Origin of the sequence: Aliiroseovarius sp. F47248L, from assembly GCF_023016085.1 — a bacterium.
Taxonomy (GTDB): domain Bacteria; phylum Pseudomonadota; class Alphaproteobacteria; order Rhodobacterales; family Rhodobacteraceae; genus Aliiroseovarius.
Genome location: NZ_JALKBF010000001.1, coordinates 754,383 through 781,283 on the forward strand (window position 1 = coordinate 754,383; position 26,901 = coordinate 781,283).

Here is a 26,901-nt window from a genome sequence, read left to right on the forward strand (position 1 = left end):
GGCCCCGTCCTTTTCTGTCTGCGTATATAAGGAGGATGAGCGAAAGGGTCTAGCCAGTCAGCCGCGACCGATAGTCATAGGCTTGCCAGTCCGCGCGCGATAGCCAGTCCGCTTCGGGTTGGCGCAGGGACAGGTCTTCGCTGATCTCGACCTCGTCAAAGCCGGACCGCCGCGCCATGGCGTATTGGTCCGAGATCACATGCCCATGCGCCCGCAAGCGACCCGTGTATCCCAACAGGCGCAACTGGCGACCCAGCGTGAAGCCACGCCCATCCGCGAAAGACGGAAAGTCGATGCGGATCATGTCGACGCCAGCCATCAACTGCGCCAGCGTCGCGGGGTCGGTTTCAGACGCCAGATGCAGCCCACGCGTGTCATTTGCGGCGCGGTCTTCGGGCGTGGCGAAACCGTGGGACCAGTCATCATGGGCAAAGCCCGCGTCTGTTACGATAACGCTCATGCGCCTGCTCCTATTCGTTGCATTTTGCCATCCACGAAATGGATGCCGCATTCTGTCTTTTCCGCCCCACGCCAACGCCCGGCGCGCGGGTCTTCCCCCGGTTTCACCGGCGAGGTGCACGGCGCACAGCCGATTGAAGGGAAGCCGCGCCCGACCAGCGGGTGGCGCGGCAGGCGGTTGTTGATCATATAGTCGCGCACGTCCTCGGACGCCCAGTGGGCCAGCGGGTTGACCTTCAGGCGGTTGTCTTCGGCCTCGAAGAACTGAAGATCGACGCGTTTGCCGCCCTGAAATCGCTTGCGCCCGGTAATCCAGCCGTCAACGCCTGTCAGGGCGTTTTCCAGTGGCTCGACCTTGCGCAGGTCACAGCAGGCATCAGTGTCGGCCAGATGCAGGATGTTGTCCGGGTCGCGTTTGAACAGCTCGTTTGCGTCCGGGTGGATGACCCGCACATCGGTCAGGCCCAGCTTTTCCGAGACCTCGACCTGATACTCCAGCGTTTCCTGAAACAGCATCTGCGTGTCCAGAAAGATAACAGGAACTGTCCGATCAATGCGCGACACCATGTGCAACAGCACGACGCTTTCCGCGCCGAAGCTCGACACCATCGCCAGCGCGCCGATCGTGCTGTCCGTCAGGGCGCGTTCAATGACTGAGGTGGCCGAATGGTGCTTGTAGCGCGCATTCAGCGTTTCGACCCGTTCAGCGGGGGCGGGAAGGGGGGCTTCAAGCGGCATTGGTCTTCGCCTCCTCAGGATAGAGCGCGGCCTTGAAGGGCGCTTCGCCCAGACGACGGAAGGCGTCGATGAAGGTCTCGCTGTCGTCGTCGCGCAGGTCCAGATAGGCCAGCACAAGGCGTTCGATGGCTGGCACGATCTGGTCATAGGCGAAGCCCGGCCCGGCGCGTTTGCCGATCACCGTATCGGGGCCAGCGTCACCGCCAAGGGTGATCTGGTAGTTCTCGACGCCCGCGCGATCCAGCCCAAGAATGCCGATATGACCCAGATGGTGATGCCCGCAGGCGTTGATGCAGCCCGAGATCTTGATTTGCAGGTGGCCGATATCGTGTTCGATCTTCAACTCGTCAAAACGTTCGGCAATCTCCTGCGCGACCGGGATCGAGCGTGCCGTGGCCAACGCGCAATAATCCATCCCAGGGCAGGCGATGATGTCCGAAATCAGACCGGCATTCGCCGTCGCAAGCCCATGTGCGCGCAGGGTCGCAAAGATCGCGGGCAGGTCTGCGCGGTGGACATGGGGCAGGATCACGTTCTGTTCGTGGCTGATGCGAATATCGCCATGGGCGTAGTGCTCGGCCAAATCGGCAATCACGCGCATCTGGTCGGCAGAGGCATCCCCCGGTGTCGCCCCATGCGCTTTCATCGAGATCGTGACGATGCCGTAGCCTTCGGCACGGTGCTCTGCGATGTTGGTGTCGACCCACGACCGGAAGATCGGGTCGGTGTCGCGGGCGGTGTGATAGGTGTCCAACGGAGCCGACTTGAACTCGGGGGCTTTGAAGTTTGCAGCAATATCGTTGAAATGTTCTTGGTCCACACCCGAGAACAGCGGGCGCAATTGCGCGAACCGCGTCTCGACCAGCTCGTTGATCTTGTCGATCCCGTTTTCCATCGTGGTGATCTTGATGCGCGCCTTGTATTTGTTGTCGCGACGGCCCAGCGAGTTGTAGACGCTGACGATTGCCTCGACATAGGGTAGCAAGTCAGCGCGGGGCAGGAAGTCTTTAAGCACCTGACCCACGACCGGCGTGCGGCCAAGGCCGCCACCGACGATGATCTGATAGCCAACCTCGCCCGCGTCGTTCTTCACGATGCGGATGCCGATATCATGCGCCTTGGTCACGGCGCGGTCGGCTTTTGATCCGGTCACGGCCAGCTTGAACTTGCGCGGCAGGAACTGGAATTCCGGATGGTCCGTGGACCACTGGCGCAAAAGTTCGGCGGTGGGGCGGGGATCTTCAACCTCATCGGCCGCGGCACCTGCGAAATGGTCGGCGGTCACGTTTCGGATGGTGTTGCCCGAGGTCTGGATGGCGTGCATCCCCACGTCGGCCAACGCATCGAGCATATCGGGAATGTCGGCCAGACGCGGCCAGTTGTATTGGATATTCTGACGCGTGGTCCAATGGCCATAGCCCTTGTCCCAACGTTCGGAAATCATCGCAAGCTGGCGCAACTGATTGGGGTTGAGTGAGCCATAGGGGATCGCGACCCGCAGCATATAAGCGTGCAGTTGCAGATAGACGCCGTTCATAAGGCGCAGCGGTTTGAATTCATCCTCGGTCAGTGCGCCCGAGATGCGGCGCGCGACCTGCGCACGAAACTGGCCCACGCGGTTGCGAACAAAGCCTTCGTCAAAATTGTTGTAATCATACATGGGCGGCGGCCTCCGGCTGCGCATGGGCGATCTGTTTGCCGTGGAAGCGGTTCGAGGGCCCTTTGGAGCGGAACGCTTCGCGGAAGTGGGTGGGGACGGGGCCATTGGGGCCAGCCTTGGCGTCGGCCAGATAGGCGCCCACGGCGATCTCGGGTTGGATTTCGGCCAGCGCAAGTTGGGTGGCGGCCTCGGCCTCGTCCTCGATCAGCCATGCCATACACATATCGCGCACCCAGGCACCATTGCGGGCCAGATATATCACATCGCCTTCGACAAGGTCGTTTGCGGTAACCACTTTGGGGGTGAAGGGGCGGGGCATGGCCAGTCCTTTCTTATTGCGTTCCCGCTCTATATAGGACATTTTCCCACCAAACAGCGATATGCTGCGCAAGATAAGGAACATTGTTTCGGTTTCGCGGTGTCGCAGAACGTATGGACCAAAAGAAGGAAGAAAACGAAATGTCTGTTCGGCTGGACGAGATTGACCGAAAAATCCTGCGCGAGCTGCAAGGCGACGCCAGTCAGTCACTGGACGTGATTGCCAAGAAAGTCGGGTCATCCAAGACCCCGGTCTGGAACCGGATTCGCAAAATGCGCGAAGGCGGTGTGATTGGCAAAAACACAATGGTGATGGATGCCGAAAGCCTTGGATTCGAGGCGTGTTTCTTTGTCCTGATCCGCACCTCGGAACACGATGCCGATTGGCAAAAGGATTTCCTGAAGGCGCTCATGGCGCGGCCAGAAGTGATGGAAGCACACCGGCTGGCGGGCGAAATCGATTATATCCTGAAAGTCCGCGTGAAGAACGCCCGCGCCTATGACGAGTTCTATCAGGCGCTGATCTCCGAGGTGAAAATCTTCAACGTGACAGCCCTTTTGTCGATGGAAGAGATCAAGTTCTCGACCGAGCTTCCGATCTGATCACGCACTGACCATCAGCTTTTCCAGCCCGTGGAAGTGATAAACATTGCCGAATTGCGGCGGGGCGGTCAGGCGCAGGTTCGGGCAGCGGTCAAACAGGATTGGCAGGGCGCGAGTCAGTTCCAGCCGGGCCAGCGGAGCACCAATGCAGAAATGCGCGCCTGCGCCGAAAGATGTGTTGGGCTTGATCGGGCGTGTTGGGTCGAAGATGTCCGGATCGTCCCAAACATCCGGGTCGCGATTGGCCCCACCCAAAAGCAGCCCGATCTTGTCGCCGCGTTTGAAGCCCTCGCCGTAAAGCACTGTATCCTCATAAACATATCGCGTGAACATGTGCAGGGGCGGGTCGAAGCGCATTGTTTCCTCGATGGTTGCATCGCAGGCCTCCGGGGTAAGGGCTGATGCGGGTGCCTTCTGCTCCAGCAGCGTTTTTACTGCAATCGCCATCGCGTGCACCGTCGCCTCGTGCCCCGCGTTCAGCAGAAGGATACAGGTCGATATCAACTCGTCGCTGGACAGTTTCTCACCTTCCGCTTCTGCGGCGATCAATTCAGTGATCAGGTCGTTGCGCGGGTCATTGCGGCGCTGATCCACATAGTCGCGCATGAAGGCGACGAAGGCTTCGGTTGCTGCGATCGCCTCGTCCTCGACCGCGCGGGTGCGCCGCGCCTGATACATCGAGACCATGGCGTTGGACCATCTGAGCAGATCATCCGCCATGTCTTCGGGCACGCCCAGCAGGCGGCAGATGATGATCACAGGAATGCGCGTCGCGAAGGTTGGCAGCAGGTCGAATTCGCCGCCCGGAAAAGCGTCGATCAGCTGGTGGGAAAGCTCGTCAATCTCTGGCCCCAGTTCCGCAATGCGGCGGCTGGTAAAGGCACGCAGCACCAGTTTGCGAAGCCGCGTGTGGCGCGGGGCTTCAAGTTCCAACATAGAATGAGCCTCGACCGCGTAGAAGGGGGCGAGGTGGTCAGGAAATGTAAGCGGCTCAACGGGTTCACGCCCGAACCTGCGGTCACGCAACAGCGCGTTCACGGCCCGGAAGCTGACCGCTATCGGCATGTCATAATCCTCCCACCAGAAGATATCGCCACCCGTGCGGGCGCGGTCATAGAACGCATAAGGGTTCTGAATGAAATCAGGGTCGGTCGGGGAATGAGTCAGGCGCAACATGGGCGCATGGTCGTCAAAGCGACTGGTCTTTGCAAGCGCAGCTTTCTATTCTTCCCCCCATGTTTCGATACCTGCGCACGAAATGGGTCTTTCCCTTTCTCATTGGCACCCTTGCGATCAGTGCGGGTGTCTGGGCGGTGGCGTGGCGGGCTGCCTTGTCGCCGTTGTCCGAGCAAGCAGCGTCCGAACTTGCTCTGGCATCCGACCAATTGACGCGCCACCTGTTTCGCTATCGCGAACTGGCGGTGGTGCTGGCTGAACACCCGGTGCTGCGCGACCGTCTTGGCGGCGAAGTTGACAGTGATGGCGATGCGGACCGCCTTTTGCAGGCCATGGCAGATATGACGGGGGCGTATCACCTGTCGCTCGTCGGGCTTGATGGAAAGGTGCTCGCTGCGTCGGGCGAAGGCGAGGCGCAGCTCAACCCGCACGCGCCGTTGATTCACCGTGCGCTGACTGGTGCTTTGGGGGTCGAGGCGCGTTTCCAGCCGGTGCCGGAGCGCCCCACACAGCGCATATTTTCATTTGCTGCGCCCATGCATGGGCAACAGGGCCAGACTGAAGGCACGGTGATCGCGCGCACCGATCTGTTGGATTTCGAAGAAAACTGGCCATCGACCGCGGCGGCGTTGTTCTTCACTCTGAACAGAGATCGTGTGTTCGTCGCCAATCGGTTGGAACTTGTCGGTGCTGAACGCCCCCGCGAAGGCGTGCTGAAAAGCTCGGCCAGTCTGTGGACGGGACACGAGGTCTGGACGCTGGATGCAGGTCCTTATCTGCCTGACCGGGCGCTGCACCTGACACGCGATCTGCCGGTGATCGGTCTATCTGGCGAAATCTTGCTGGACACAGCCCTGGCCGAACGCACCGCGGCCTTATTGGCTGCGATTGCGGCTGCGATCTGCTTGGGGATCGGCGCGATGTTGCTGGCCGTTGGGGAACGGCGACGGGCGTTGAACAATCAATTGAGACTGAAAGCTGCCGCAAACGCACGCCTTGAGGCGCGCGTGGCCGAACGCACCAAAGCCTTGTCTGCGGCCAACACTGACCTGTTGCGCGAAAACCGTGAGAGGCGCGAGGCAGAAGCGGCCTTGAAAAAGGCACAGGCGGATCTGGTGCAGGCAGGCAAACTGTCGGCTCTTGGTCAGATGTCGGCGGGCATCAGTCACGAGTTAAACCAACCTCTTATGGCCATTCGGTCCTTTGCCGATAACGGTATGGTGTTTCTAAGACGTGGGCAGGCCGATCAGGCTGACCAGAACTTAAACCGGATTTCACAACAGGCGGGTCGGATGGACCGGATCATCAAAAATCTGCGTGCCTTTGCCCGGCAAGAAAGCGAACCAATCACTGATGTCGATCTGGCGAAGGTCGTGGATCAGGCACTTGAGATGCTTGAGTCTCGTATCCAATCAGAACGGGTGCGTGTGGAGTGGCGGCGACCGGAAGGCGCGCCCAAGGTGCGCGGTGGTGAAGTGCGGCTTCAGCAGGTGGTGATGAACCTGATCTCAAATGCGATGGATGCGATGGCTGGGCGGGTGCACAGAAAGATCGAGATTTCGCTGGAACCATCAACGGATCGTGTGACGCTGTCGGTACGCGATACCGGACCCGGCCTTGACGAACCCGACCGCATTTTCGACCCGTTTTACACCACCAAAGAGGTCAGCCCGACCGAGGGGATGGGGCTGGGTCTGTCGATCTCCTATGGTCTGGTGCAGAGCTTCGGCGGCGCGATCCGTGGGCGCAATCATCCCGATGGTGGGGCGATCTTTACCGTGGAACTTGACCGCGCCGGCGCGCAGGAGGCCGCATGACCAACACCGTTCTTCTGGTTGATGATGATGCGATAGTGCGCGAGGCGCTGGGCCAGACGCTTCAACTGGATGGCCTGACCACGATCCTTGCCGGCAGCTATATCGAGGCCAAGGACCACATTGAGCCTGGCTTTGATGGCGTGATCCTGTCCGACATACGGATGCCGGGAAAGGATGGGTTTGCCTTGCTGGCACAGGCACGGGCGGTTGACCCAGAATTGCCGGTGATCTTGCTGACAGGAGAAGGGGACATTCCCACTGCTGTGCGCGGGATAAATGAGGGCGCGTTCGACTTTCTGGAAAAACCCTGCGAACCCGCCGCACTGTTGGCGGTTGTCGGGCGGGCCTTACGCACCCGTGCGCTGGTGCTTGAAAACCGCGCGCTGAAAGCCCGGGCAGAATCAGGTGATGCGGCGGCCCGCTTGTTGATTGGCGAAAGCACATTGGCCGAAGACCTGCGCAACAGGGTGCGCGCGGCAGCCCGCGCTCAGGCCGAGGTTCTGATCTGCGGCGAGCCGGGGTCCGGGACGTCGAAAGTGGCCGAGGTCGTGCACCTTCTATCCGGCGATGCCACGCGACCGTTCATCAAGCTGCCCGCCTCGGGGCTTACGTCAGATGCGCTTGAAGCGGCATTTTCCCGCGCCGAAGGCGGCACGCTCTTTCTGGATGAGGTGGCTGCGCTTGAGGGCTCAACGCAATACCTGCTGCTGGACCTGTTGGACCGGGCGAGCAAGACGCGGGTAGTGGCAGGCACCTATCGCGATCTGAAGGCCGAGGTTGGTGCGGGCCGGTTCAACCCGGATCTGTTCTACAAGCTCGACGTGCTGCGGATCCGCATCCCGGCACTTCGTGAACGTAAAGACGATATCCCGGTCTTGTTTCGCCACTATGTGTCCATTGCCAGCGAACAGGCGGCACTGACCCCGCCCGAGATAGAGCATGATGTCATTGCGCATTTGATGGCGCAGGAGTGGACCGGCAACGCGCGAGCGCTAATGAACGCCGCCATGCGGTTCGCAATGGGGCTGGGATTGGCAGATGTTGAGGGTGGGGCGTCTGATGCCCGGCCCGGCCTGGCTGAGCAGTTGGCGCAAGTCGAAAGGTCGTTGCTGATTGAGGCCCTCAGACGGCATAGCGGAGGCGCCTCCGCAGCCGCGCGCGAACTACAACTGCCGCGAAAGACATTTTATGACAAGCTGGCTCGGCACAAGATTCGACCGGAATCCTATCGGCCATAATTGTGCGGATTTCCGCACAGGGGCTTGGCTTGGATGTGCGGTCATCCGCTCACTCTGTAAGCGATCAATAGTTGCGGTGCATAAAGTTTGCCGCTTAAGGAGCGGAAAAGTAGAAATAATATTCTGATTTCACATCTGCGTGATTGTTTTTTCTTGGTGAAGCGGCGGAACCGTGGCCCAATGGATGCAGGCGCCCAACCGGGCTGCCGGAGGATATCTGTCTGGGAGGACACCTTATGAAATTCCTGACCATGGCCGTTTCGGCGATCGCGCTGACGGCAACTGTGAACACCGCAACCGCTGCATGTGACGAAGGCGAGATTGTCATCAAGTTCAGCCACGTCACCAACTCTGACAAACATCCCAAGGGCATCGCGGCTTCGCTGCTGTCCGATCGCGTAAATGAAGAAATGAACGGCAAGGCTTGCATGGAAGTCTATCCGAACTCGACCCTCTATAACGACGACCAGGTGCTTGAAGCGATGTTGCAAGGCGACGTTCAGCTGGCCGCGCCGTCGCTGTCGAAATTCGAAGCCTTCACCAAACAATTCCGTATCTTTGATCTGCCGTTCATGTTCAAGAACATGGAGGCGGTAGACGCCTTCCAAATGTCTGAAACTGGTCAGGCGATGAAGGAATCCATGGCACGTCGCGGCTTGTTAGGACTGGATTTCTGGCACAATGGTATGAAGCAATTCTCGGCTAACAAGCCGCTGATTGAGCCGACCGATGCTGCGGGCCTGAAATTCCGCGTGCAGCCGTCTGACGTGCTGGTGGCGCAGATGCAGGCCTTGGGTGCAAGCCCGCAGCCGATGGCATTCTCGGAAGTCTATGGCGCGCTGCAACAGGGCGTTGTCGATGGTCAAGAGAACACCTGGTCGAACATCTATGGTAAGAAGTTCTTCGAAGTGCAGGATGGCACGACGGAAACCAACCACGGCGTGTTGGATTATCTGGTCGTGACCAATATCGATTGGTGGGAAGGTCTGGACGCGGATGTTCGCGACCAACTGGCGACCATCATGCACGAGGTCACTGCAACGCGGAACGCCGCCGTAGGCGAGGTTGACGCCGAAGCCCGTCAGGCTGTTCTGGATGCGGGCGGTGAGATTCGCGAGCTGACAGACGAACAGCGGCAGGCATGGGTTGACGCGATGAAGCCAGTCTGGAGCCAGTTTGAAGCTGATGTCGGCGCCGAGAACATCTCAGCCGCTCAAGAAATCAACATGCAGTTGACACACTAACAATCAGGGGCCCGCGCATCATGCTCGGGCCCCCATTGTATCCCACCTTTGCGCCTCAATCTTGACCCTAGGTAAGAAGCGCCCCCTGCAACATGGGAAGGGACAGCCATGAGCACACATTCTAACAATTCAAACGGGTTCGAGGAGACGGTGATCGCCATCATCCTTGGCCTTATGACGATGATCACATTTGTGAATGTGGTCCTGCGATATGTATTCAACTCATCCCTGATATGGGGGCTTGAGGTAACACTTATTCTGTTTGCATGGCTGGTACTGCTTGGCGTCAGCTACGGCGTAAAAGTTACGGCCCATCTGGGCGTCGACGCGCTGACCAATCTGCTGCCCGAAGGGCCACGGCGCGTTCTGGCGCTGATCGCTGCCGCGATCTGTATCATATATACCTTCCTTCTGTTGAAAGGTGCTTGGGATTACTGGGCACCCTATGCCGCGCTCGATCGCACATCGGGCAGGTGGTTCCCTACCGGCTTCGAGCAAACCCGCGATCAGGCATGGTACATCACCGATCAGGTGCCGATGCCTGACTTCCTGCGCTTTCTGGAGGGCTGGATCAATCAAGGTGAGACCTATGACAAATTGCCCCGCGTGATCCCCTATGCCGTTCTGCCGTTTGGCGTTGCACTACTGCTGTTTCGGTTCATTCAGGCAACCATCCGGATCTGGCGCGGCCAGCAAGACAGCCTGATTGTCAGCCACGAAGTGGAAGACGATATCGAACAGCTGCAAGACAAGCCAGAGGAGGCATAAGCCATGGACGTCCTATTCCTTTTTGCGATGGTCGTCGGGTTTCTGATGATCGGCGTGCCGATTGCGATTGCTCTTGGCATGAGCTCGATCATCTTCCTGTTGCTGTTCTCAGACACATCGCTCGCATCGGTTGCGCAGAGTTTCTATCAGGCCGAAGCCGGGCACTATACCCTGCTGGCGATCCCGTTCTTCATCTTGGCGTCCAGCTTCATGTCGACCGGTGGTGTGGCTGCGCGGATCATCCGCTTCTCGATTGCATGTGTAGGGCATTTCCGTGGCGGTTTGGCAATCGCAGGCGTTTTTGCTTGCATGTTGTTTGCAGCGCTCTCCGGCTCAAGCCCAGCCACCGTGGTTGCCATCGGGACAATCGTCATCGCGGCGATGCGTCAAGTTGGTTACACCAAGGATTTCGCCGCAGGCGTCATCTGTAACGCCGGTACGCTGGGCATCCTGATCCCTCCATCCATCGTGATGGTGGTCTATGCGTCAGCGGTCGAGGTGTCGGTAGGCCGGATGTTCCTGGCCGGTGTCATCCCCGGCATCATGGCCGGTGTCATGCTGATGATCGCGATCTATGTGATCGCGACGATCAAGGACATGCCCAAAGGCGATTTTGCAGGCTGGAAAGAGATCCTCGCCAGCTTCTCGGACGCGTTGTGGGGCCTGCTTTTGATCGTCATCATCATGGTCGGTATCTACGGCATTCCCGGCATTACCGGGGCTTTGTTTACTCCGACCGAAGCCGCCGCCGTGGCATCAGTCTATGCATTCCTCGTGGCCACATTCATCTATCGTGACATGGGGCCGCTGGCGGACAAGGGCGAGGGCAAGAAGAACCTGCTGCAAAAGCCGCAAGCTCTGATCACGGCCTTTTTCCATGCCGATACACGCCGAACCCTGTTTGATGCGGGCAAGCTGACCATCACGCTGATGTTCATCATCGCCAACGCGCTGATCCTGAAGCATGTGCTGACGGACGAGCAGATCCCGCAACAGATCGCAGGTGCGATGCTTTCGGCGGGCTTTGGCAAGATCATGTTCCTGATCATCGTGAACATTATCCTGCTGATCGGCGGGCAGTTCATGGAGCCGTCTGGCCTGATCGTGATTGTGGCGCCTTTGGTGTTCCCGATTGCCATCGAGCTTGGTGTCGACCCGATCCATCTTGGCATCATCATGGTGGTCAACATGGAGATCGGGATGATCACGCCACCTGTCGGGTTGAACCTGTTCGTGACATCCGGGGTTGCCGGGATGCCGATGATGAGGGTGGTGAAGGCCGCATTGCCCTTCCTGGCCGTGCTGTTCGTGTTCCTGATCATGGTCACATATATCCCGTTCCTGTCCACATGGTTGCCGACCACGCTTATGGGACCAGAGATCATTACGAAATAAGAAAGGGCGGGCTGCATATGCGGCCCACCCTTCAAAACACAACGCCGGGCGTGATGCGCCCGGCGTTTACCGTTTCACTCGCTAACATCATGGGTTTAACACCCAATAGTTGCGATTTACTGAACTCAGTTTTTCAGTTTGCAGGTGTTGATCCCCAGCAATGTATAAAGGCCACAAAAACCCAAAGCACCGGTTGCCAGCGGCACGATGCCGATCAGTGCCCAAATCGGGCCGTCTGCAAAGAAATACCAGCCCAGCAGGGCGAGGCCAATCACAACACGCACGATACGGTCAATGTTACCAGTGTTTGTCTTGAACATGTCTAGCTCCTTTTCCAGTTGCCTCACCTTATAGATGGGGTGTCGCAAAGGCATGTGACGTGGTCACATAAAAAAGGGTCAAAATGCCGCGCCTCGCACGACTTCGTTTAACGCTTTCCGGTTAAGGATCGTGACCACGCCGCGTTCGTGGCTCAGGCAACCGGTCTGCGCCAGTTTTTCCAGCCGTCGCGACACCACTTCGCGCGCGGTGCCGATGGCGGTCGCCATTTCGGCTTGGGTCATGTGCAAACATCCGTCCGGGCCGGAACGGTCAAGGATCAGGGCAGCCAGACGCGCCTCGACAGACATGAAGGACACGTTTTCGATCAGTTGCATCATGGATTGCATCCGTTCCGCAAACGCACCAAAGACAAGCCGCCGAAAACCGGGCGAGCTGTCGAGCAGGGCAAAGAACACGTCGCGGGGGATAATAACCAAGCGCGCGGGCGTTTCTGCCATCGCTTCAGCCGTATAGGCGTCGCCACCCAGCAAGCCTAATGTGGACTGGATGCAGCTTTGGCCCGGTGCCACGCGATAAAGCAGGATGTCGCGTCCATTCGGGCCGATCAGGTTTACATCCATCTGACCAGACAGCATCACAACGTAGCCTTTGACCGCTTCACCCGGGCAGAACAGAACAGCGCCTTTGGGCACCTCGACAGGGGACAGGGTGTCCAGAAGTGCGCGCGCGGGCGCATCCAGATCAGTTATTTTGTCACTGTCTTGGGTCCAACTCATAGCTCTAGACTAGGCGGTTTGAACCTTAGCTGCGACCGCGTTTTTCAAACCGCGGCAACATGGCGGAAAAGTCCATGCCCTTGCCGTCTTCGTCTTCTACAAACTGGGTGTAAAGCGCTGTTGCAGCTTGTCCCAGAGGGGTGTCGGCATCGGCGGCCTCAGCGGCCTGTTGGCTCAGGCGCAGGTCTTTCAGCATCAATTCAGCCGCGAAACCGGGTTTATAATCATTGTCGGCGGGCGATTGCGGGCCAACTCCGGGGGCCGGGCAGTAGGCATTCATCGACCAGCTATAGCCGGACGAGGTGGACACAACGTCAAACATCTTCTGACGGTCCAGCCCCAGCTTGTCGGCCAGCGCGAAGGCCTCACATGTGCCGATCATGGTGATTCCAAGGATCATGTTGTTGCAGATCTTGGCCGCTTGGCCTGCGCCGCTGTCACCGCAATGCACGGCCTTTTGACCCATAATGTCGAACAGAGGTTCTGCCTTGGCAAACGCCTCGGCCGAGCCGCCGGCCATGAAGGTCAATGTGCCGCCAGATGCGCCGCCCACACCGCCCGAGACGGGGGCGTCGACTGGCAGAAGACCCGCGTCCGAGGCTTGCTTGGCCACGTCGCGGGCGCTTTCCACATCGACGGTCGAGCAGTCGACGAAAGCGGTGCCGTTGTCCATCGCGGGGACGATCTCGTTCGCCACGGCGCGCAGAATCTGGCCATTGGGCAGCATGGTGATCACCACGTCTTGCCCCTTGGCCGCTTCAGCGCCCGATGCAGCCATGGTGACGCCTTCGATTTCAACGGGCGCCATGTCGAAGCCTGTGACCTCGTGGCCAGCCTTGGCAAGGTTTGCAGCCATCGGGCCGCCCATGTTGCCCAGTCCGATAAATCCGATTTTCATGGCAGGTCTCCTTAAAATGTCAGTTCGTTGTCGCCCAGCGGGGCCAGCATGGCGTTGACCGCGTGCTCGGGCAGGGTGTCCAGATCGTGTTTCCAGCGTGGGGTGCGGTCCTTGTCGATCACGGCGGCCCGGATGCCTTCCATCAAGTCCGATTGTTCGAGCGCACGATAGACAAAGCGGTATTCCAGTTCCAGCGACGCTCGCACGTCATAGGTTGTGGACAGGCGGCGGATGATGTCGACAGTGCAGGCCATGGACAAGGGAGAGTTGCGGCCCAGGACTTCAAGCGCGTTGGTAGCAAAGACGCTGTCCTCTACTCGCAGTGAAGCGACAATCGCGCCCAGACTTCCGCCACCGAAATGCGCGTCGATCATTGGTTGCATGGCCGACAGGTTGCCAGGGATGGCGGGGATCGCGGCCTCGTTGATGTGGCTCGGGTCGCCAGTGCCGATCAGATCCGCCTTTAGCGCGGGCCATTCCGCCTGCGGGATCACATAATCCGCAAAACCAGCGTGGATCGCATCGCCCGGTGCCATGCGTGCGCCGGTCATACCGATATAGGTGCCCATATGCCCCGGCGCGCGAGCCAGGATCAGCGATCCGCCCACATCCGGCACCAGCCCGATGCCACATTCCGGCATCGCCATGCGCGACGACCGCGCCATGATCCGGTGGGACGCATGACAGCCCACGCCGACACCGCCGCCCATAGTGAAGCCTTGCATGAAGCTGACGATGGGTTTGGGGAATTCAAACAGCCGCGCATTCATCCGGTATTCGTCGCGCCAGAAATTCTGCGCGCGGGTGGGGTCGCCAGACTGGCCGATCTCGTAAATCTCGCGGATGTCGCCGCCGGCACAGAAGGCGCGGTCGCCCTCGGCGTCGATCACGATCAGCGCGACCTCGTCGTCGTCGATCCAGTCGATAAGGGCCGCATCAATTGCCAAACACATGTCGTAAGACAGTGCATTCAAGGCTTCGGGGCGGGTCAGGGTGATCCGCCCGGCTTTGCCTTCTTTCCGGATCGAGATGTCAGACATCAGCCGCGGTCGCGTTCGGCCAGCAATTGACGGGCGACAATCAGGCGCATGATTTCGTTGGTGCCTTCCAAAATCTGGTGCACACGCAGGTCGCGCACGATCTTCTCGATCCCGTAATCGGACAGATAGCCATAGCCGCCATGCAATTGCAGACAGCCGTTTGCCACATCAAAGGCCGCATCTGTGACCATCAGTTTGGCCATGGCACAGAATTTCGAGGCATCGGGTGCATTGTTGTCCAGCTTCCACGCCGCCTGACGCAGGAATGTGCGCGATGCTTGCAGGCGGGTTTCGTATTCCGCCAGCTTGAATTGCAACGCCTGAAATTGGTCGATGGTTTTGCCAAACGCTTTGCGCTCGCCCATATATTGCAGGGTCAGGTCCAGTGCCTTTTGTGCACCGCCAAGCGCACCTGCCGAGATGTTGAGCCGCCCACCATCAAGTCCGGCCATGGCATAGACAAACCCTTTGCCTTCTTCGCCCAGCAGGTTTTCGTGCGGCACAGCGCAATCGTCGAACTGCACTTGCGAGGTCGGCTGCGCCTTCCAGCCCATCTTGCGCTCATTCGCGCCAAAGCTCAGGCCGGGGGTGCCGTCTTCGATAATCACGGTGGAAATGCCCTTGGGACCATCTTCGCCTGTGCGGCACATGGTGACATAGACATCGGAATAATTGCCGCCCGAAATGAACGCCTTGTTGCCGCTCAGCACATAGCTGTCATTGGTCTTCTGCGCGCGGGTTTTCAGGGCGGCCGCGTCCGAGCCGGAACCCGGTTCAGTCAGGCAGTACGAGAACACTTTCTCCATCGAGCAGAGCGATGGCAGCCATTTCTGCTTGTCTTCTTCCTTGCCGAACTTGTCGATCATGCCGCCGCACATGTTGTGGATGGATAGAAACGACCCGATCGCGGGGTCTGCCATGGCGAGCGCTTCAAAGACCAAGGTCGCGTCAAGGCGTGTTAGGCCTGAACCACCATATTCTTCGCTGACGTAGATGCCGCCAAAGCCCAGCTCGGCCAGTTGCGGCCACAGCTCTTTCGGGATGCTTTCCTCGGCCTCCCATTTCTCGGAATAGGGGGCGATGTGCTCTTCGCCAAATCCTTTGGCCATATCGAAGATGAGGGTCTGTTCCTCGGAAAGTGCGAAATCCATGTATCTCTCCCGTCCACGTATTGCTGCGTCACGTTACGGCGCAATTATTACAGGAGTTTTTCAAGGCATGGGAGAGTTCCGTCGCGTCGTAAGTTGCCGTTACGTTACCATTTCGTGCCCAGATCTGCCGAGGGTCACAGATCGGCGTGATACTCGTCTATCAAGTGCCGCACAACGTCTTGAAGTGCATACTCTTTCGGCTTCTCAGCTTGAAGGCTATCGTGAAAGACCGCGCGCTGCCGATCAGATGAGATGCCCGTTTCCAGGATGCCACGTGCGGCTTCTACTTCAACGGTACAACCCAGGGCCTCGGCATCCTGTTCAATCAGTTGGAGCAAGTCCTCAAGCAGGCGTCGGAAATCCACGATCTCGCCGATGCCGAAATCAATCAGCCCGCCGCCGACGCCATATCGCTGGGCCCGCCAACGGTTCTCGGCGACCAGAAAATTATCATACAACCGCCAGCGTTGGTTCTTGGCTTTCAACCGCCACAGCATACGGGCCAGACATTGGGTCAGCGCGGCCAGGCTGACCGTGTGTTCCAGTCGGGGTTGCACATCGCAGATGCGGCTTTCAATGGTTGGAAAACGTGACGACGGGCGCAGATCCCACCAGATTTTCGAGCTGTCTTCAATGACGCCGATGTCGACCAAAGCCTGTACCGACCGTTCAAATTCGGACCATCCCGACAATTGTGGTGGCAGACCTGTGCGGGGTAAATTGTCAAAAACCGTCAGGCGATAGGAGGCCAGCCCGGTATCATCACCTTGCCAGAACGGTGAACTGCCGGACAGGGCAAGCAAGTGGGGCAGGAAATAACTGAGTTGATTGACGAGGTCGATCCGTGTGTCTGGATCAGGAATGCCCACATGAACATGCATCCCGCAGATCAGCATGCGGCGCACGACCCCTGCCAGATCACGCTTCAGATCATTATAGCGGTCCTTGTCGACATGATGTTGGTCCTTCCAGTCGGCAAACGGATGACACGAGGCCGCAATTGGGGCCAGGCCATATGTCTTGGCATGTTTTGCAACAGTTGACCGCAGACGTTTCAGGTCTTCACGCGCTTCGGATACGTTGGCGCAAACACGGGTGCCGATTTCGATTTGGCATTGCAGAAACTCGGGGCTGACCTGACTTTCAAGCTCGGCTCTGCAGTCGTTCATCAGGCGATCAGGGGCGCGCGCGAGCGCATAGCTTTCGCGGTCCACCAGTAGATATTCTTCTTCGACACCAATCGAAAAGGGAGGTTCCTTCAGGGCCATCAGCTGTCCTTTCGGTCTTGTCCAGAGCAGCTTTGCATCATTGTGGGCAGGCGACAAGCATCCGACGCTATGAACAGCCGATGAACGCTTGTCTGCCGCGGATTGGTGGAAATAGGTGGTTGACCTTAGGTAAAGATGTGGGTTTTCTGGGCAGGGCGTAATCGCGCTGGGGTTGAATAATGAACACTGCTACTTATTTTGACGCACAAAATCTTTTGTATGTCCGCTGTTCAGCGCATCTCCATTTTGCCAGCCTGACTGCTCGGATTGCTGAATGGATCATCACAATTGATGCGCCGCGGGATCGCAAGGTATTGGTTGATTTGCGCCAGCTACACACTGTTGATCGTCCGATTGATGGATCTGTGGAATACGTACAAATGCAGCGAAAGCTGGCGCATGAGTTCCCACCGGCCAGTAAACTGGCTCTGTTAGCTCCGCGGCCTGAAGTCTTTGTTTTAGCACGCATATTCGAACAATCTGCGCAAGACCATTTTACAACCGAGATCGATGTGTTTCGGAACGATGCAGAAGCACTGGCTTTTTTGGGATTGCCAGCAGAAGACGTGGACGACTTCGTAGAGGTTTTGGGGAAGGGGCAACGGTTAGACTAAAAAAAAGCCCCGGTCAAAAAACCGAGGCTTTGTTGTTGATATAGGCAGTAATCCGTCAGTCCATCGCCTTGAAGTTAAACTCGCCGCCTTCGCGGATGCCCGACGGCCAGCGCGACGTCACGGTCTTTGTACGCGTATAAAATTTGAACGCGTCGGGACCATGCTGGTTCAGATCACCAAAGCCGGATTTCTTCCAGCCGCCAAAGGTGTGATAGGCCAGCGGCACCGGGATCGGGACGTTGATGCCGACCATGCCGATATTAATCCGGTTGGCGAAGTCGCGAGCCGTATCACCATCGCGGGTGAAGATCGCGGTGCCGTTTCCGTATTCATGATCCATCGCATGACCAATCGCCTCTTCATAGCTCTGCGCGCGGACCATGGACAGGACCGGGCCGAAGATCTCGGTCTTGTAGATGTCCATGTCGGTCGTTACGCGGTCAAACAGGTGTGGACCGACAAAAAAGCCGTCTTCATAGCCTTGCAGGCTGAAGTCGCGGCTGTCTACGACAAGGTCGGCCCCCTGTTCGACACCAGAGTTAATCAGGCGCAGGATGTTTTCCTTGGCGGCCGCCGTCACAACCGGGCCGTAATCCACATCATCGCCCGCCGTGTACGGCGCAACTTTCAGCTTTTCGATGCGCGGCACCAGTGCATCGCGCAGTTTATCGGCGGTTTCCTCGCCGACTGGAACGGCGACCGAGATTGCCATGCAGCGTTCGCCCGCCGCACCAAACCCTGCACCGATCAGTGCGTCTGCGGCTTGCTCCATATCCGCGTCGGGCATAACGATCATATGGTTTTTTGCCCCGCCGAAACACTGCGCGCGCTTACCGTTCGCAGTGGCGCGCGAATAGATGTAATGCGCAATTGGAGTGGAACCCACGAAAGCCACCGCCTGAATGGTCTCGTTGTCGAGAATTGCGTCGACCGCATCTTTGTCGCCGTTCACAACCTGCAACACGCCATCTGGCAGGCCAGCTTCTTTACACAACGCAGCCAGCATCAAAGGGACCGAGGGATCACGCTCGGACGGTTTCAAAATCATCGCGTTGCCAGCTGCCAGTGCAGGCCCCATGCCCCACAGCGGGATCATGGCAGGGAAGTTGAACGGTGTGATCGACGCGACGACACCCAGCGGCTGGCGCATGGAATACATGTCGATGCCGGGACCAGCTGAATCGGTGAACTCACCTTTCATCATCTGGGCGGCACCGATGCAGTATTCGATCACTTCGAGCCCACGCTGTACGTCGCCTTTGGCGTCAGGAATGGTTTTACCGTGCTCGCGCGACAGGGCTTCAGCCAGTTTGTCCATGTCGCGGTTCAGAAGGCCTACAAGGGCCATCATCACGCGACCACGCTTTTGCGGGTTGGTCGCGCCCCACGCTTTCTGTGCTTCGGCGGCTTTTGCGACCGCGGCGTCAATTTCGGCCTGCGAGGCCAGCGCGACTTTGGCCTGCACCTCGCCCGTGGCGGGGTTGTAAACGTCTGCAGTGCGGTCCGACGTGCCGTCGACCATCTGGCCGTTGATCCAATGTCCAAGTGTCTTCATGGTCTGTCTCCCATCTGTTCGCGGGGAATATAGCCTTGCAATTATGCTTGGAAAAGGGACAGTTTCCCAAAAGGGTTTTGCAAAAACGCAAAATGAAGTGAGGGTGGAGAAGTGGGATGCCTCCGGCGGGGATATTTGTGGCCAGAAGAAACACAAGGTGAGGTGAATAGTGGACTGGGATGATTTGAGGGTTTTTTTGGCGGTAGCGCGGGCGGAAAGCCTGTCGCGCGCAGGCAAGGTGTTGCGGCGCGACGCTGCGACCGTTGGGCGTCGGGTGGCGAAGTTGGAGGGGGATCTGGGGCAGCCACTTTTCACCAAATCTCCGCAGGGATACGCGCTGACCGAGGCAGGGTCGCGATTGTTGTCGCACGCCGAAAGTGCAGAGCAGGCAGTGTTGTCGGGAGCGGACGAACTGGCCGGGCAGTCGGGACAGTTGTCGGGGCAAGTGCGTATTGGTGCGACCGATGGGTGTGCAAGTTATATTTTGCCACAGGTTTGCTCCGCGATCCAAAAAGAGCACCCGGAGTTGGAGTTGCAAATCGTGGCCTTGCCGCGGGTCATCAATTTGTCAAAGCGCGAGGCGGATATGGCGATCACGGTTTCTCCGCCACAGACCGGGCGCATCACCGTCCAGAAGGTGACGGATTATCATCTGCACCTTGCTGCGGCGCAGGAATATCTGAAGGATGCGCCGCCGTTGACCTGTCTGGAAGATCTGCACGCACATCCGATCGTCGGGTATATTCAGGACATGATTTTTTATCCTGAATTGGATTTCCTGACCGTGATGGGGATCGAAAAAGTCGCGCTGGCGTCAAACCTTGTCTCGGTGCAGTTGGGTATGGTGCGGCAGGGCGGGGGGATCGGTATTACCCATGATTTCATTCTACCCTTTGCGCCAAATTTGAAACGGGTGCTGACCGAAGAAGTCTCGGTCACCAGATCATTCTATTTGATCCGGCACGAGGGCGACGCGCGGGTCGAGCGATTCACGCGTGTTGCCGAAGAGTTGGCACGTGGCATCCGCGACGAAGTGGCGCGGCTGGAAGCGATGGTGTGAGGGGCTTTTCCCTTGCTGCGATTGCAAACAGCCCTTGACATATTGTTGCGCTTGGGGTGACGCTGAAGACAGAAAAATACAAGAATTTCACTAGAATGGAGGGCCACATGCTCATTCACCAGATCCTGAAGAATAAAACGCTGGCGGGTGTTGCGACGGTCAAGCCGGGCAGCAAAGTTGCGGATGCGGCGAACCTTTTGTCCGAGAAGAAAATAGGTGCTGTAATCGTGTCGAAAGATGGAGTGCGTCCGTTGGGCATTTTGTCAGAGCGCGATATCGTTTCAGCATTGGGTAAGGTTGGCACAGGGTGTCTGGATCAACCCGTTGATGATCTGATGACATCCAAGCTGGTGACCTGTGTGCCGGGGGACCGGGCCATTCAAGTGCTTCACACCATGACTGACGGCCGTTTCCGCCATATGCCTGTGATGGATGGCGATGAAATGATCGGGCTGGTGTCGATCGGTGATGTTGTCAAGGCGCGGCTGGACGAACTGTCACAACAAGCTGACGCCTTGAAGAATATGATCATGGGTTACTGATCAGATCGATTGGACCAACTGACAATGCTTCGCGCATTGCGTATTAAAACTTGCAATGCCGGGTGTAGTATTGTTGCGTGCCGGCATTGAAGAAAGGCCACAACATGCGCGTCGGACTGTATCCCGGAACCTTCGATCCCATCACCTTGGGCCATACCGACATCATCCGACGTGGGTGTGCTTTGGTGGACCGGTTGGTGATCGGAGTCGCGATCAACACCGGCAAAAACCCCATGTTCTCGCTGGAAGAGCGCGTCGCGATGGTTGAGGCGGAATGTGCCAAGCTGACTGTGGAAACTGGCACCGAGATCATCGCGCACCCGTTCGAGAACCTGTTGATTGATTGCGCCCATGATGTGGGGGCTCAGATAATTATTCGCGGCCTGCGCGCGGTGACTGATTTCGAGTATGAATACCAGATGGTTGGCATGAACCGCGCGATGGATGACAGCGTGGAAACCGTGTTTCTGATGGCCGAGGCGAAATATCAGGCAATCGCGTCGAAGCTGGTGAAAGAGATTGCAAAGTTGGGTGGGGACGTGTCGAAATTCGTTACCTCAAGCGTGAAAGACCAGCTTTTGGAAAAGATCGGTTAGCCTGCGGTGTCACATAATCTGTAAGGTAAGTTGGGCTGCTGCATGTTTATGTCTGCCGATCGGTTTGAGTTCGGATTACCAAATGTCTGCATGACGTTGAGTGATTGCTTCGGCCAGATTTGTTGACATACCGTCTCCTCCGCTTGTTCATTGGAGGGCGCCGATTGCAGAGAACACAGATGCCAGAATCTCAAGAATCCGATACTTTTGCCGCACTGGAAAAGCGTGAGTGGGCCAAGGCTGATCTTGCGCAATCCTATGCCCAGGTGTTTGCGAAAGCTGCGGATATGGTTGTTCCATCATTGGTTGAAGGTGTTAGAGCCGGCCCCGACACCAAGGCACTTGACCTATGCTGCGGCCATGGCAACGTGACCACGGGCCTGGTCAGAGCTGGCGCACGAGTAACAGGACTCGATTTCTCGCCCGCTATGCTGGAGATGGCGCGGGCAGCGGTGCCAGAGGCGCGGTTCGTTGAAGGCGATGCAATGGCGTTGAGATTTGATGATGAGTCGTTTGACGCCGTCACAATAGGGTTTGGAATGCCACATGTGCCGGACCCGCCCAAAGTGGTGGCCGAGGCGCGTCGCGTTCTGCGCCCCGGCGGTCGGTTGGCGTTCTCAGTTTGGTGTGGCCCTGAAGTGGATACGGCCCTTGGTTATGTGTTTGGTGCCATTGAGCAATATGGGGCTTCAAGCATTGCCTTGCCACCGGGGCCCGGTGCGAATGACTATGCTGATCCTGATCTGGCGTTTCCTGTCCTTGAAAAGGCTGGTTTTGCCCATTGCCGCCAACTTGCCGTTGCGTCGAACTGGCAGGTTAATGATCCGGGTGCACCCTATGATTTCTTTCTTGAGGGAACGGCGAGGGGCGGCGCCCTGTTACGCCCGCAGCCGCCAGATAACGCTGCCGCGATCAGAGCGGCGGTTGTATCAAAGGTGTTGGAAAAGCACGGGCCGGGGCCAAAATGGAACGTGCCAATTCCGGCATTGGTGACTGTAGCTGTCGCCGTATGAATGATCCGAGTATTGTGGGGCTTAAAGAAAGTAGACATTGCCGTCGTTTTTCCGACGGTAGGTAAAGTGCCACAACCCAGACTGCCGCATCATCAGAGGAACCGCGGTCTTAACGCAAAAAAAGCCGGGAGCGATGTCCCGGCTTTTGCGTTCCATATGTGTGGGTCAGAGATGTTTGGCCATCTCAACCGCTGTGTCCAACATGCGGCAGCTAAAACCCCATTCGTTGTCATACCAGCTGAGCACCCTCACCATATTGCCGTCCAGCACCTTGGTTTGGTCCAGAGCGAAGTTTGACGAATGCGGATCGTGGTTGAAGTCGCTAGAGACCAGCGGGCGATCAACCACGCCGAGGACGCCTTTCAGTGGGCCGTTGGCGGCGGTGACGATGGCTGTATTGACCTCGTCCACCGTGGTTTCGCGCGACGCTTCGAACGTCAGGTCCACGCAGGAAACGTTCGGGGTTGGGACGCGGATCGCCACGCCGTCTAGCTTGCCCGCCAGATCCGGCAGCACCAATCCGACCGCGCGGGCCGCGCCAGTTGTGGTGGGGATCATGCTCAAGGCGGCGGCGCGGGCGCGATAGAAATCCTTGTGCAGCGTATCCAGTGTCGGCTGATCGCCAGTATAGCTATGGATGGTGGTCATGAAGCCCTTGTTGATGCCGATGGCGTCCTGCAGAACCTTGGCCACCGGTGACAGGCAGTTGGTGGTGCACGAGGCGTTCGAGACATGCAAATCCGCCGATGTCAGCGTGTCGTGGTTCACACCGTAAACGATGGTTTTGTCAGCACCCGAAGACGGAGCCGAAACAAGCACGCGGCTTGCACCGTTTTCAAGGTGGATTTTGGCTTTGTCGCCGGTGAAAATACCGGTGCATTCAAGCACAATGTCCACATCACCCCAAGGCAGTTCAGCAGGGTTTCGAATGGCGGTGACCCGGATCGGGCCGCGACCAGCGTTGATCGTGTCGTCAGTGAACGTCACGTCGTTCGGGAACCGACCATGCACACTGTCGAATTGCAGAAGATGGGCGTTCATTTCAACCGGGCCAAGGTCGTTGATCGCCACCACTTCGATGTCGTCGCGACCAATTTCATGCAGGGCGCGCAGCACCAGTCGTCCAATACGTCCAAATCCGTTGATGGCCACTTTGACTGTCATATTCTTCATCCTTGCATGAGGGGCGCGCGCCGAACGTCCGGCGTAGTCGACCGTAATATGTGAGCGCTAACATCAACATTTTAGCCCAAAGGTCAAGAGAAGATCACGGCGGGGGTCAGCAATGCTTAGCGCCAGAAGGCGATCCATTCGGTGAATTCAAGAAATTTTTTCGACAGAAACAACACGGTGTGACCATCTGCAAACAGAAGATCGGCTCCAATCAAACCCACGATCAAAATGCCAAGGGTTAGTGCGATCTGGTTTGTCAATGTCAACTCCTGCCTCTTTGGCGCATTGTTGCAGTGGTGCAGACGCAGGGGCAAGGGCAAAAGAAAACCCCGCCCAGTTAGGGCGGGGTTGTGATTGGAGGTTGGCTAGGCGCTTAGAAAGATCCCATTTTAACAGCGACATCCGCCATGCGGGTCGAGAAGCCCCATTCATTGTCATACCAGCCCATCACGCGCACCGTACGGCCACCCACGACCTTGGTCTGATCCGGGGCGAAGATCGAGCTTTGCTCGGTGTGATTGAAGTCAATCGAAACCTTCGGTTCGGCGTCATAGCCAAGAACGCGCGACATGGTGCCTTCCGCGGCAATGCGCACAATCTCGTTCACTTCTTCGACCGAGGTTTCACGCCCGGCTTCGAAGGTCAGGTCGATGGCGGATACGTTTGGAGTGGGGACACGCATTGCGGTTCCGTCCAACTTGCCTGCCAGCTCTGGCATGACTTCGCCAAGCGCCTTTGCCGCACCGGTGGATGTCGGGATGATCGCCATCGCGGCTGCGCGAGCGCGATAAAGATCACTGTGGCGGCGGTCCAGCGTCGGTTGGTCGCCGGTGTAGGAATGGATCGTGGTCATGATGCCACGTTCGATCCCGAGCGCTTCGTGCAGCACCTTGGCAAGCGGGGCCAGCCCGTTCGTCGTGCACGACCCGTTTGATACCATGTTGTGATGGGCTTGAAGCTCTTTGTCATTCACGCCCAGAACGATTGTTTTCTGAACGTTCTTCGCAGGCGCCGAAATCAGAACCTTACGCGCACCTTGTTCGATGTGGCGTTTGGCCTTTTCACCGTCGTTGAAATTACCAGTGCATTCCAAAACGATGTCACAGCCGGTCCAGTCCAATTCGCCCATGTCATAGGTCGACATCATCTGCATAGGGCCACGTCCAACGTCCATGGTTTTGTCGCCCAGCGAAATCTCATTCGGGAAGCGGCCATGGACGCTATCGTATTTCAGAAGGTGAGCTGCCGTTTCCAACGGTCCGGTCGCGTTGACCTTAACCACGTTGATGTCGTTGCGACCGGACGCAGCGATTTGCGCCAAGGTGCAGCGGCCGATGCGGCCAAATCCATTGATACCCACTGTGACGGTCATGCGTATTCCCCTCAGGTTTTGGCCCGATAGCCACGAAACTTTCCGCTGATATAACGACCGAGACGCGCTGGCCCAACCCGCAAAACGCGTTTGACACCAGCTTGTTAGCGAAAACATGACGGGTGAACGAGTCGTTAGCGCAAACGAATTGCAGCGCCGGCCAAATGGTAGCTGTGGTTTGCAAGTGCTTCACCCTGTGACCGAATGGCTTTAATGTCTCGATCAACACAAACATAGGGGCTTGGTTTATGAGTGGTTTGATTGCGCTGTTAGACGACGTGGCGGGTATTGCAAAAATTGCAGCGGCATCAATAGACGATGTGGCGGGGCAGGCGGCGAAGGCCGGTGCGAAAGCGGCCGGGGCAGTCATCGACGACGCGGCGGTCACACCCAAGTATGTGCAAGGTTTTGAAGCCAAGCGCGAGTTGCCGATCATCGGACGCATCGCTTGGGGGTCGATCAAGAACAAACTGATTATCCTACTGCCAATCGGGTTGCTGCTGTCCTCGTTCGCACCGTGGTTGATCCCACCGCTTCTGATGCTGGGTGGGGGTTATCTTTGTTTTGAGGGTGCAGAAAAGGTCTGGCACGTGCTGTTTCCCCATGAGGAAACATGGGACCACGCCGAACACGACATTGGCAATCCAGCCCATCTTGAGAAAGAGAAAGTGGCGGGTGCAATCAAGACCGATTTCATCCTGTCCGCCGAGATCATGACCATATCACTTGCAGCCATTCCCGAAAGCAACATCTGGATGGAGGCCGCCACATTAGCGGTCGTTGCCATCGGCATCACGGTGGTCGTTTATGGGTCCGTTGCCTTGATCGTGAAGATGGATGATTTGGGGCTTTACATGGCCCAACACGGAAATCTGTCTGCGACACGGTCTTTGGGGCGCGGTATTGTCAATGCCATGCCGGGCTTCCTGAAGCTGCTGATGGTGATTGGGACTGCGGCCATGATCTGGGTCGGTGGCTCGATCATCATTCACGGGCTGCACGAGTTGGGTGTGCATCAACCATATAAGATCATCCACGATATCGCGGTGACGGCAGCGCAGGCCGTGCCAAACATGCCGGGCTTTGTGGAGTGGTTCGTGACGGCAGCGCTTGATGGGATCGTTGGCCTGGCACTGGGGATTTTGATCATCCCCCTGGCGACCCGCGTGATCGGACCAATTTGGCAGTCGGTGTTCAAGGGAAAGGCTTAGGCGGCAGATTGGCTTCGCGCCAACAGAAACAAACCACTGGACACGATCACCGCGCCGCCAAGCAACGTCCAGTTGTCGGGGCGTTCGCCGAACACTGTGATGCCAAGTACAAGCGCGAACAGCAAACGTGAATAGCGGAATGGTGTCACAATGGAGACTTCTCCGGTTCGCATGGCGCGGGTCAGCGCAGAATAGGCAAAAACGCCCACGATTGTGGCCATCGCCACGAAGGCCAAACTTGCCGCGCTGGGAGCTGTCAAACCACCCGAGACCGCCAGCAATACACCTCCTGCCATTGTAAGCATCATAAAACCTGCCACACCCAGCTGGGCCGAAGACATCGACACAGGGCTTGCGCGTGTCGCAAGATCGCGCCCGGCAAAGCCGACCATCCCCAACACTGCAAAGATGGACAAAGGATCAAAGCTGTTCAATCCTGGTTGCAAGATCATCAGAACACCGGCAAATCCCGCAAAGATTGCCATCCAGCGACGCCAGCCCACTTGTTCTCCAAACACGACCACGGCCCCCAGTGCTACCACTAACGGGGTGGCCTGCAAGATTGCCGATGCGCTGGACAAGGGGGTCAGGGCGATGGCTAAGGCATAGAACAATCTGCCTGAAATCTCGAACCCCGAACGGATGATCAGGACTTTGCCCAGAAATGCCGGATGAAAAGCAGGGGTGCCCTGTGCCTTTGCCAACCCGGCAAAGACCAAAGAGCCAGCACCGCCGAACATCAAGACCGCTTGTCCTATTGGGATGTCACGGGCCGCAGCTTTCAAGGCCATGTCTTCAAGCGCGAACGCCGCCATTGCGAGCACCATGAACAGCGCACCGCGTGTATTGTCGGTCATAAAACACCCCTTTTGTCGCGCTGCCTAGCCAAAGTGTCAGAAAATCATCAGCCTGCAATAGAAAACGCCCCGCCAGA

Annotated in this window: 28 protein-coding genes; 12 read left to right on the forward strand and 16 right to left on the reverse strand. The window is 57.7% G+C overall.

All coding sequences use genetic code 11. From position 1 onward, the window contains the following. Positions 1-49 precede the first annotated feature (49 nt). The 4 genes from MWU51_RS03785 to MWU51_RS03800 are packed head-to-tail and all read right to left on the reverse strand — an operon-like array spanning position 50 to position 3,176. Positions 50-460: a DUF934 domain-containing protein gene (locus MWU51_RS03785; RefSeq protein WP_247034831.1), complete on the reverse strand. Its 411-nt coding sequence runs from the start codon at positions 458-460 to the stop codon at positions 50-52. Then, positions 457-1,197 carry a phosphoadenylyl-sulfate reductase gene (locus MWU51_RS03790; RefSeq protein ID WP_247034833.1) on the reverse strand — a complete coding sequence of 247 codons (741 nt, stop codon included), beginning with the start codon at positions 1,195-1,197 and terminating at the stop codon, positions 457-459. The genes MWU51_RS03785 and MWU51_RS03790 overlap by 4 nt, the downstream gene beginning before the upstream one ends. Continuing rightward, on the reverse strand, positions 1,187-2,857 hold the full coding sequence (locus tag MWU51_RS03795; protein ID WP_247034835.1) for a nitrite/sulfite reductase: 1,671 nt from the start codon (positions 2,855-2,857) through the stop codon (positions 1,187-1,189). The genes MWU51_RS03790 and MWU51_RS03795 overlap by 11 nt, the downstream gene beginning before the upstream one ends. Continuing rightward, positions 2,850-3,176: a DUF2849 domain-containing protein gene (locus tag MWU51_RS03800; RefSeq protein WP_247038681.1), complete on the reverse strand. Its 327-nt coding sequence runs from the start codon at positions 3,174-3,176 to the stop codon at positions 2,850-2,852. Before MWU51_RS03800 ends, MWU51_RS03795 begins: the two co-directional genes overlap by 8 nt. Before the next feature lie 140 nt (positions 3,177-3,316). Here MWU51_RS03800 and MWU51_RS03805 point away from each other — a divergent pair, with 140 nt between their 5' ends. After that, positions 3,317-3,778: an Lrp/AsnC family transcriptional regulator gene (locus MWU51_RS03805; protein ID WP_247038683.1), complete on the forward strand. Its 462-nt coding sequence runs from the start codon at positions 3,317-3,319 to the stop codon at positions 3,776-3,778. On the opposite strand, the gene MWU51_RS03810 is transcribed toward MWU51_RS03805, so the two are convergent. Next, positions 3,779-4,954, reverse strand: coding sequence for a cytochrome P450 (locus tag MWU51_RS03810; RefSeq protein ID WP_247034837.1), 1,176 nt, complete (start codon positions 4,952-4,954; stop codon positions 3,779-3,781). It lies immediately after the preceding gene. Positions 4,955-5,013: 59 nt separating this feature from the next. Here MWU51_RS03810 and MWU51_RS03815 point away from each other — a divergent pair, with 59 nt between their 5' ends. The 5 genes from MWU51_RS03815 (at position 5,014) to MWU51_RS03835 (ending at position 11,416) form a co-directional block, all read left to right on the forward strand. Further along, the gene (locus tag MWU51_RS03815; protein WP_247034839.1) at positions 5,014-6,771 is read left to right on the forward strand and encodes an ATP-binding protein; all 1,758 of its coding nucleotides are present in this window, start codon (positions 5,014-5,016) and stop codon (positions 6,769-6,771) included. After that, positions 6,768-8,009: a sigma-54 dependent transcriptional regulator gene (locus MWU51_RS03820; protein WP_247034841.1), complete on the forward strand. Its 1,242-nt coding sequence runs from the start codon at positions 6,768-6,770 to the stop codon at positions 8,007-8,009. Before MWU51_RS03815 ends, MWU51_RS03820 begins: the two co-directional genes overlap by 4 nt. 236 nt (positions 8,010-8,245) lie before the next feature. After that, positions 8,246-9,253: a TRAP transporter substrate-binding protein gene (locus MWU51_RS03825; RefSeq protein ID WP_247034842.1), complete on the forward strand. Its 1,008-nt coding sequence runs from the start codon at positions 8,246-8,248 to the stop codon at positions 9,251-9,253. Between the two features lie 108 nt (positions 9,254-9,361). Further along, positions 9,362-10,021 carry a TRAP transporter small permease gene (locus tag MWU51_RS03830; protein ID WP_247034844.1) on the forward strand — a complete coding sequence of 220 codons (660 nt, stop codon included), beginning with the start codon at positions 9,362-9,364 and terminating at the stop codon, positions 10,019-10,021. 3 nt (positions 10,022-10,024) lie between these two features. Next, complete coding sequence (locus MWU51_RS03835) at positions 10,025-11,416, forward strand: TRAP transporter large permease (RefSeq protein ID WP_247034846.1); 1,392 nt, start codon at positions 10,025-10,027, stop codon at positions 11,414-11,416. 125 nt (positions 11,417-11,541) lie between these two features. Here MWU51_RS03835 and MWU51_RS03840 read toward each other — a convergent pair whose 3' ends face one another. The 6 genes from MWU51_RS03840 to MWU51_RS03865 form a co-directional block, all read right to left on the reverse strand. Beyond that, entirely contained in the window at positions 11,542-11,736 is a 195-nt protein-coding gene (locus tag MWU51_RS03840) for a DUF2892 domain-containing protein (protein ID WP_247034849.1), read from the reverse strand. Positions 11,737-11,814: 78 nt separating this feature from the next. Further along, positions 11,815-12,474, reverse strand: coding sequence for a Crp/Fnr family transcriptional regulator (locus MWU51_RS03845; protein ID WP_247034851.1), 660 nt, complete (start codon positions 12,472-12,474; stop codon positions 11,815-11,817). Positions 12,475-12,499: 25 nt separating this feature from the next. Continuing rightward, positions 12,500-13,372 (reverse strand): 3-hydroxyisobutyrate dehydrogenase, encoded by an 873-nt coding sequence (gene mmsB, locus MWU51_RS03850; RefSeq protein ID WP_247034861.1) that lies wholly within the window; start codon positions 13,370-13,372, stop codon positions 12,500-12,502. 11 nt (positions 13,373-13,383) lie between these two features. Beyond that, positions 13,384-14,412, reverse strand: a complete 1,029-nt coding sequence (locus tag MWU51_RS03855; RefSeq protein WP_247034862.1) for an enoyl-CoA hydratase/isomerase family protein — start codon at positions 14,410-14,412, stop codon at positions 13,384-13,386. After that, a complete protein-coding gene (locus tag MWU51_RS03860) occupies positions 14,412-15,563 on the reverse strand; it encodes an acyl-CoA dehydrogenase family protein (RefSeq protein WP_247034863.1) in 1,152 nt (383 codons plus the stop codon). The genes MWU51_RS03855 and MWU51_RS03860 overlap by 1 nt, the downstream gene beginning before the upstream one ends. Before the next feature lie 134 nt (positions 15,564-15,697). Further along, the gene (locus tag MWU51_RS03865) at positions 15,698-16,831 is read right to left on the reverse strand and encodes a carboxylate-amine ligase (protein ID WP_247034864.1); all 1,134 of its coding nucleotides are present in this window, start codon (positions 16,829-16,831) and stop codon (positions 15,698-15,700) included. A 179-nt stretch (positions 16,832-17,010) separates the two neighbouring features. Here MWU51_RS03865 and MWU51_RS03870 point away from each other — a divergent pair, with 179 nt between their 5' ends. Beyond that, complete coding sequence (locus MWU51_RS03870; RefSeq protein ID WP_247034865.1) at positions 17,011-17,445, forward strand: hypothetical protein; 435 nt, start codon at positions 17,011-17,013, stop codon at positions 17,443-17,445. Between the two features lie 55 nt (positions 17,446-17,500). Here the strand turns inward: MWU51_RS03870 and MWU51_RS03875 are convergent, their stop codons facing one another. Continuing rightward, positions 17,501-19,000: a CoA-acylating methylmalonate-semialdehyde dehydrogenase gene (locus tag MWU51_RS03875; protein WP_247034866.1), complete on the reverse strand. Its 1,500-nt coding sequence runs from the start codon at positions 18,998-19,000 to the stop codon at positions 17,501-17,503. Between the two features lie 169 nt (positions 19,001-19,169). On the opposite strand from MWU51_RS03875, the gene MWU51_RS03880 reads away from it, so the two are divergent. From MWU51_RS03880 to MWU51_RS03895, 4 genes are all read left to right on the forward strand, one after another. Continuing rightward, positions 19,170-20,060, forward strand: coding sequence for a LysR family transcriptional regulator (locus tag MWU51_RS03880; RefSeq protein WP_247034868.1), 891 nt, complete (start codon positions 19,170-19,172; stop codon positions 20,058-20,060). Between the two features lie 107 nt (positions 20,061-20,167). Continuing rightward, positions 20,168-20,602: a CBS domain-containing protein gene (locus MWU51_RS03885; protein ID WP_247034870.1), complete on the forward strand. Its 435-nt coding sequence runs from the start codon at positions 20,168-20,170 to the stop codon at positions 20,600-20,602. A gap of 104 nt (positions 20,603-20,706) precedes the next feature. Beyond that, positions 20,707-21,198 (forward strand): pantetheine-phosphate adenylyltransferase, encoded by a 492-nt coding sequence (coaD, locus tag MWU51_RS03890; RefSeq protein ID WP_247034880.1) that lies wholly within the window; start codon positions 20,707-20,709, stop codon positions 21,196-21,198. Positions 21,199-21,377: 179 nt separating this feature from the next. Further along, entirely contained in the window at positions 21,378-22,211 is an 834-nt protein-coding gene (locus MWU51_RS03895) for a methyltransferase domain-containing protein (RefSeq protein ID WP_247034882.1), read from the forward strand. 165 nt (positions 22,212-22,376) lie between these two features. Here MWU51_RS03895 and gap (MWU51_RS03900) read toward each other — a convergent pair whose 3' ends face one another. The 3 genes from gap (MWU51_RS03900) to gap (MWU51_RS03910) all read right to left on the reverse strand — a co-directional run bounded on the left by gap (MWU51_RS03900) (position 22,377) and on the right by gap (MWU51_RS03910) (position 24,756). Then, positions 22,377-23,375, reverse strand: coding sequence for a type I glyceraldehyde-3-phosphate dehydrogenase (gene gap, locus MWU51_RS03900; protein WP_247034883.1), 999 nt, complete (start codon positions 23,373-23,375; stop codon positions 22,377-22,379). Between the two features lie 125 nt (positions 23,376-23,500). Continuing rightward, a complete protein-coding gene (locus MWU51_RS03905; RefSeq protein WP_247034884.1) occupies positions 23,501-23,644 on the reverse strand; it encodes a hypothetical protein in 144 nt (47 codons plus the stop codon). A 113-nt stretch (positions 23,645-23,757) separates the two neighbouring features. Then, complete coding sequence (gap, locus tag MWU51_RS03910) at positions 23,758-24,756, reverse strand: type I glyceraldehyde-3-phosphate dehydrogenase (protein ID WP_247034885.1); 999 nt, start codon at positions 24,754-24,756, stop codon at positions 23,758-23,760. Between the two features lie 248 nt (positions 24,757-25,004). Between gap (MWU51_RS03910) and MWU51_RS03915 the strand changes: the two genes are divergently transcribed. Further along, positions 25,005-25,967 (forward strand): DUF808 domain-containing protein, encoded by a 963-nt coding sequence (locus tag MWU51_RS03915; protein ID WP_247034886.1) that lies wholly within the window; start codon positions 25,005-25,007, stop codon positions 25,965-25,967. Here the strand turns inward: MWU51_RS03915 and MWU51_RS03920 are convergent. Next, positions 25,964-26,824, reverse strand: a complete 861-nt coding sequence (locus MWU51_RS03920; RefSeq protein WP_247034887.1) for a DMT family transporter — start codon at positions 26,822-26,824, stop codon at positions 25,964-25,966. The two genes, MWU51_RS03915 and MWU51_RS03920, sit on opposite strands and share 4 nt — an antisense overlap. Between the last annotated feature and the right edge of the window lie 77 nt (positions 26,825-26,901).

Bases quoted from the DNA above. Each gene is read 5' to 3' on its own strand.
- MWU51_RS03875 (WP_247034866.1), bottom strand. From the start codon at position 19,000: ATGAAGACACTTGGACATTGGATCAACGGCCAGATGGTCGACGGCACG.
- gap (WP_247034883.1), bottom strand. From the start codon at position 23,375: ATGACAGTCAAAGTGGCCATCAACGGATTTGGACGTATTGGACGACTG.
- MWU51_RS03805 (WP_247038683.1), top strand. From the start codon at position 3,317: ATGTCTGTTCGGCTGGACGAGATTGACCGAAAAATCCTGCGCGAGCTG.
- MWU51_RS03885 (WP_247034870.1), top strand. From the start codon at position 20,168: ATGCTCATTCACCAGATCCTGAAGAATAAAACGCTGGCGGGTGTTGCG.
- MWU51_RS03790 (WP_247034833.1), bottom strand. From the start codon at position 1,197: ATGCCGCTTGAAGCCCCCCTTCCCGCCCCCGCTGAACGGGTCGAAACG.
- mmsB (WP_247034861.1), bottom strand. From the start codon at position 13,372: ATGAAAATCGGATTTATCGGACTGGGCAACATGGGCGGCCCGATGGCT.
- MWU51_RS03800 (WP_247038681.1), bottom strand. From the start codon at position 3,176: ATGCCCCGCCCCTTCACCCCCAAAGTGGTTACCGCAAACGACCTTGTC.
- MWU51_RS03825 (WP_247034842.1), top strand. From the start codon at position 8,246: ATGAAATTCCTGACCATGGCCGTTTCGGCGATCGCGCTGACGGCAACT.
- coaD (WP_247034880.1), top strand. From the start codon at position 20,707: ATGCGCGTCGGACTGTATCCCGGAACCTTCGATCCCATCACCTTGGGC.
- MWU51_RS03920 (WP_247034887.1), bottom strand. From the start codon at position 26,824: ATGACCGACAATACACGCGGTGCGCTGTTCATGGTGCTCGCAATGGCG.
- MWU51_RS03785 (WP_247034831.1), bottom strand. From the start codon at position 460: ATGAGCGTTATCGTAACAGACGCGGGCTTTGCCCATGATGACTGGTCC.
- MWU51_RS03870 (WP_247034865.1), top strand. From the start codon at position 17,011: ATGAACACTGCTACTTATTTTGACGCACAAAATCTTTTGTATGTCCGC.
- MWU51_RS03840 (WP_247034849.1), bottom strand. From the start codon at position 11,736: ATGTTCAAGACAAACACTGGTAACATTGACCGTATCGTGCGTGTTGTG.
- MWU51_RS03915 (WP_247034886.1), top strand. From the start codon at position 25,005: ATGAGTGGTTTGATTGCGCTGTTAGACGACGTGGCGGGTATTGCAAAA.
- gap (WP_247034885.1), bottom strand. From the start codon at position 24,756: ATGACCGTCACAGTGGGTATCAATGGATTTGGCCGCATCGGCCGCTGC.
- MWU51_RS03795 (WP_247034835.1), bottom strand. From the start codon at position 2,857: ATGTATGATTACAACAATTTTGACGAAGGCTTTGTTCGCAACCGCGTG.
- MWU51_RS03815 (WP_247034839.1), top strand. From the start codon at position 5,014: ATGTTTCGATACCTGCGCACGAAATGGGTCTTTCCCTTTCTCATTGGC.
- MWU51_RS03895 (WP_247034882.1), top strand. From the start codon at position 21,378: ATGCCAGAATCTCAAGAATCCGATACTTTTGCCGCACTGGAAAAGCGT.
- MWU51_RS03855 (WP_247034862.1), bottom strand. From the start codon at position 14,412: ATGTCTGACATCTCGATCCGGAAAGAAGGCAAAGCCGGGCGGATCACC.
- MWU51_RS03830 (WP_247034844.1), top strand. From the start codon at position 9,362: ATGAGCACACATTCTAACAATTCAAACGGGTTCGAGGAGACGGTGATC.
- MWU51_RS03845 (WP_247034851.1), bottom strand. From the start codon at position 12,474: ATGAGTTGGACCCAAGACAGTGACAAAATAACTGATCTGGATGCGCCC.
- MWU51_RS03820 (WP_247034841.1), top strand. From the start codon at position 6,768: ATGACCAACACCGTTCTTCTGGTTGATGATGATGCGATAGTGCGCGAG.
- MWU51_RS03835 (WP_247034846.1), top strand. From the start codon at position 10,025: ATGGACGTCCTATTCCTTTTTGCGATGGTCGTCGGGTTTCTGATGATC.
- MWU51_RS03810 (WP_247034837.1), bottom strand. From the start codon at position 4,954: ATGTTGCGCCTGACTCATTCCCCGACCGACCCTGATTTCATTCAGAAC.
- MWU51_RS03865 (WP_247034864.1), bottom strand. From the start codon at position 16,831: ATGGCCCTGAAGGAACCTCCCTTTTCGATTGGTGTCGAAGAAGAATAT.
- MWU51_RS03860 (WP_247034863.1), bottom strand. From the start codon at position 15,563: ATGGATTTCGCACTTTCCGAGGAACAGACCCTCATCTTCGATATGGCC.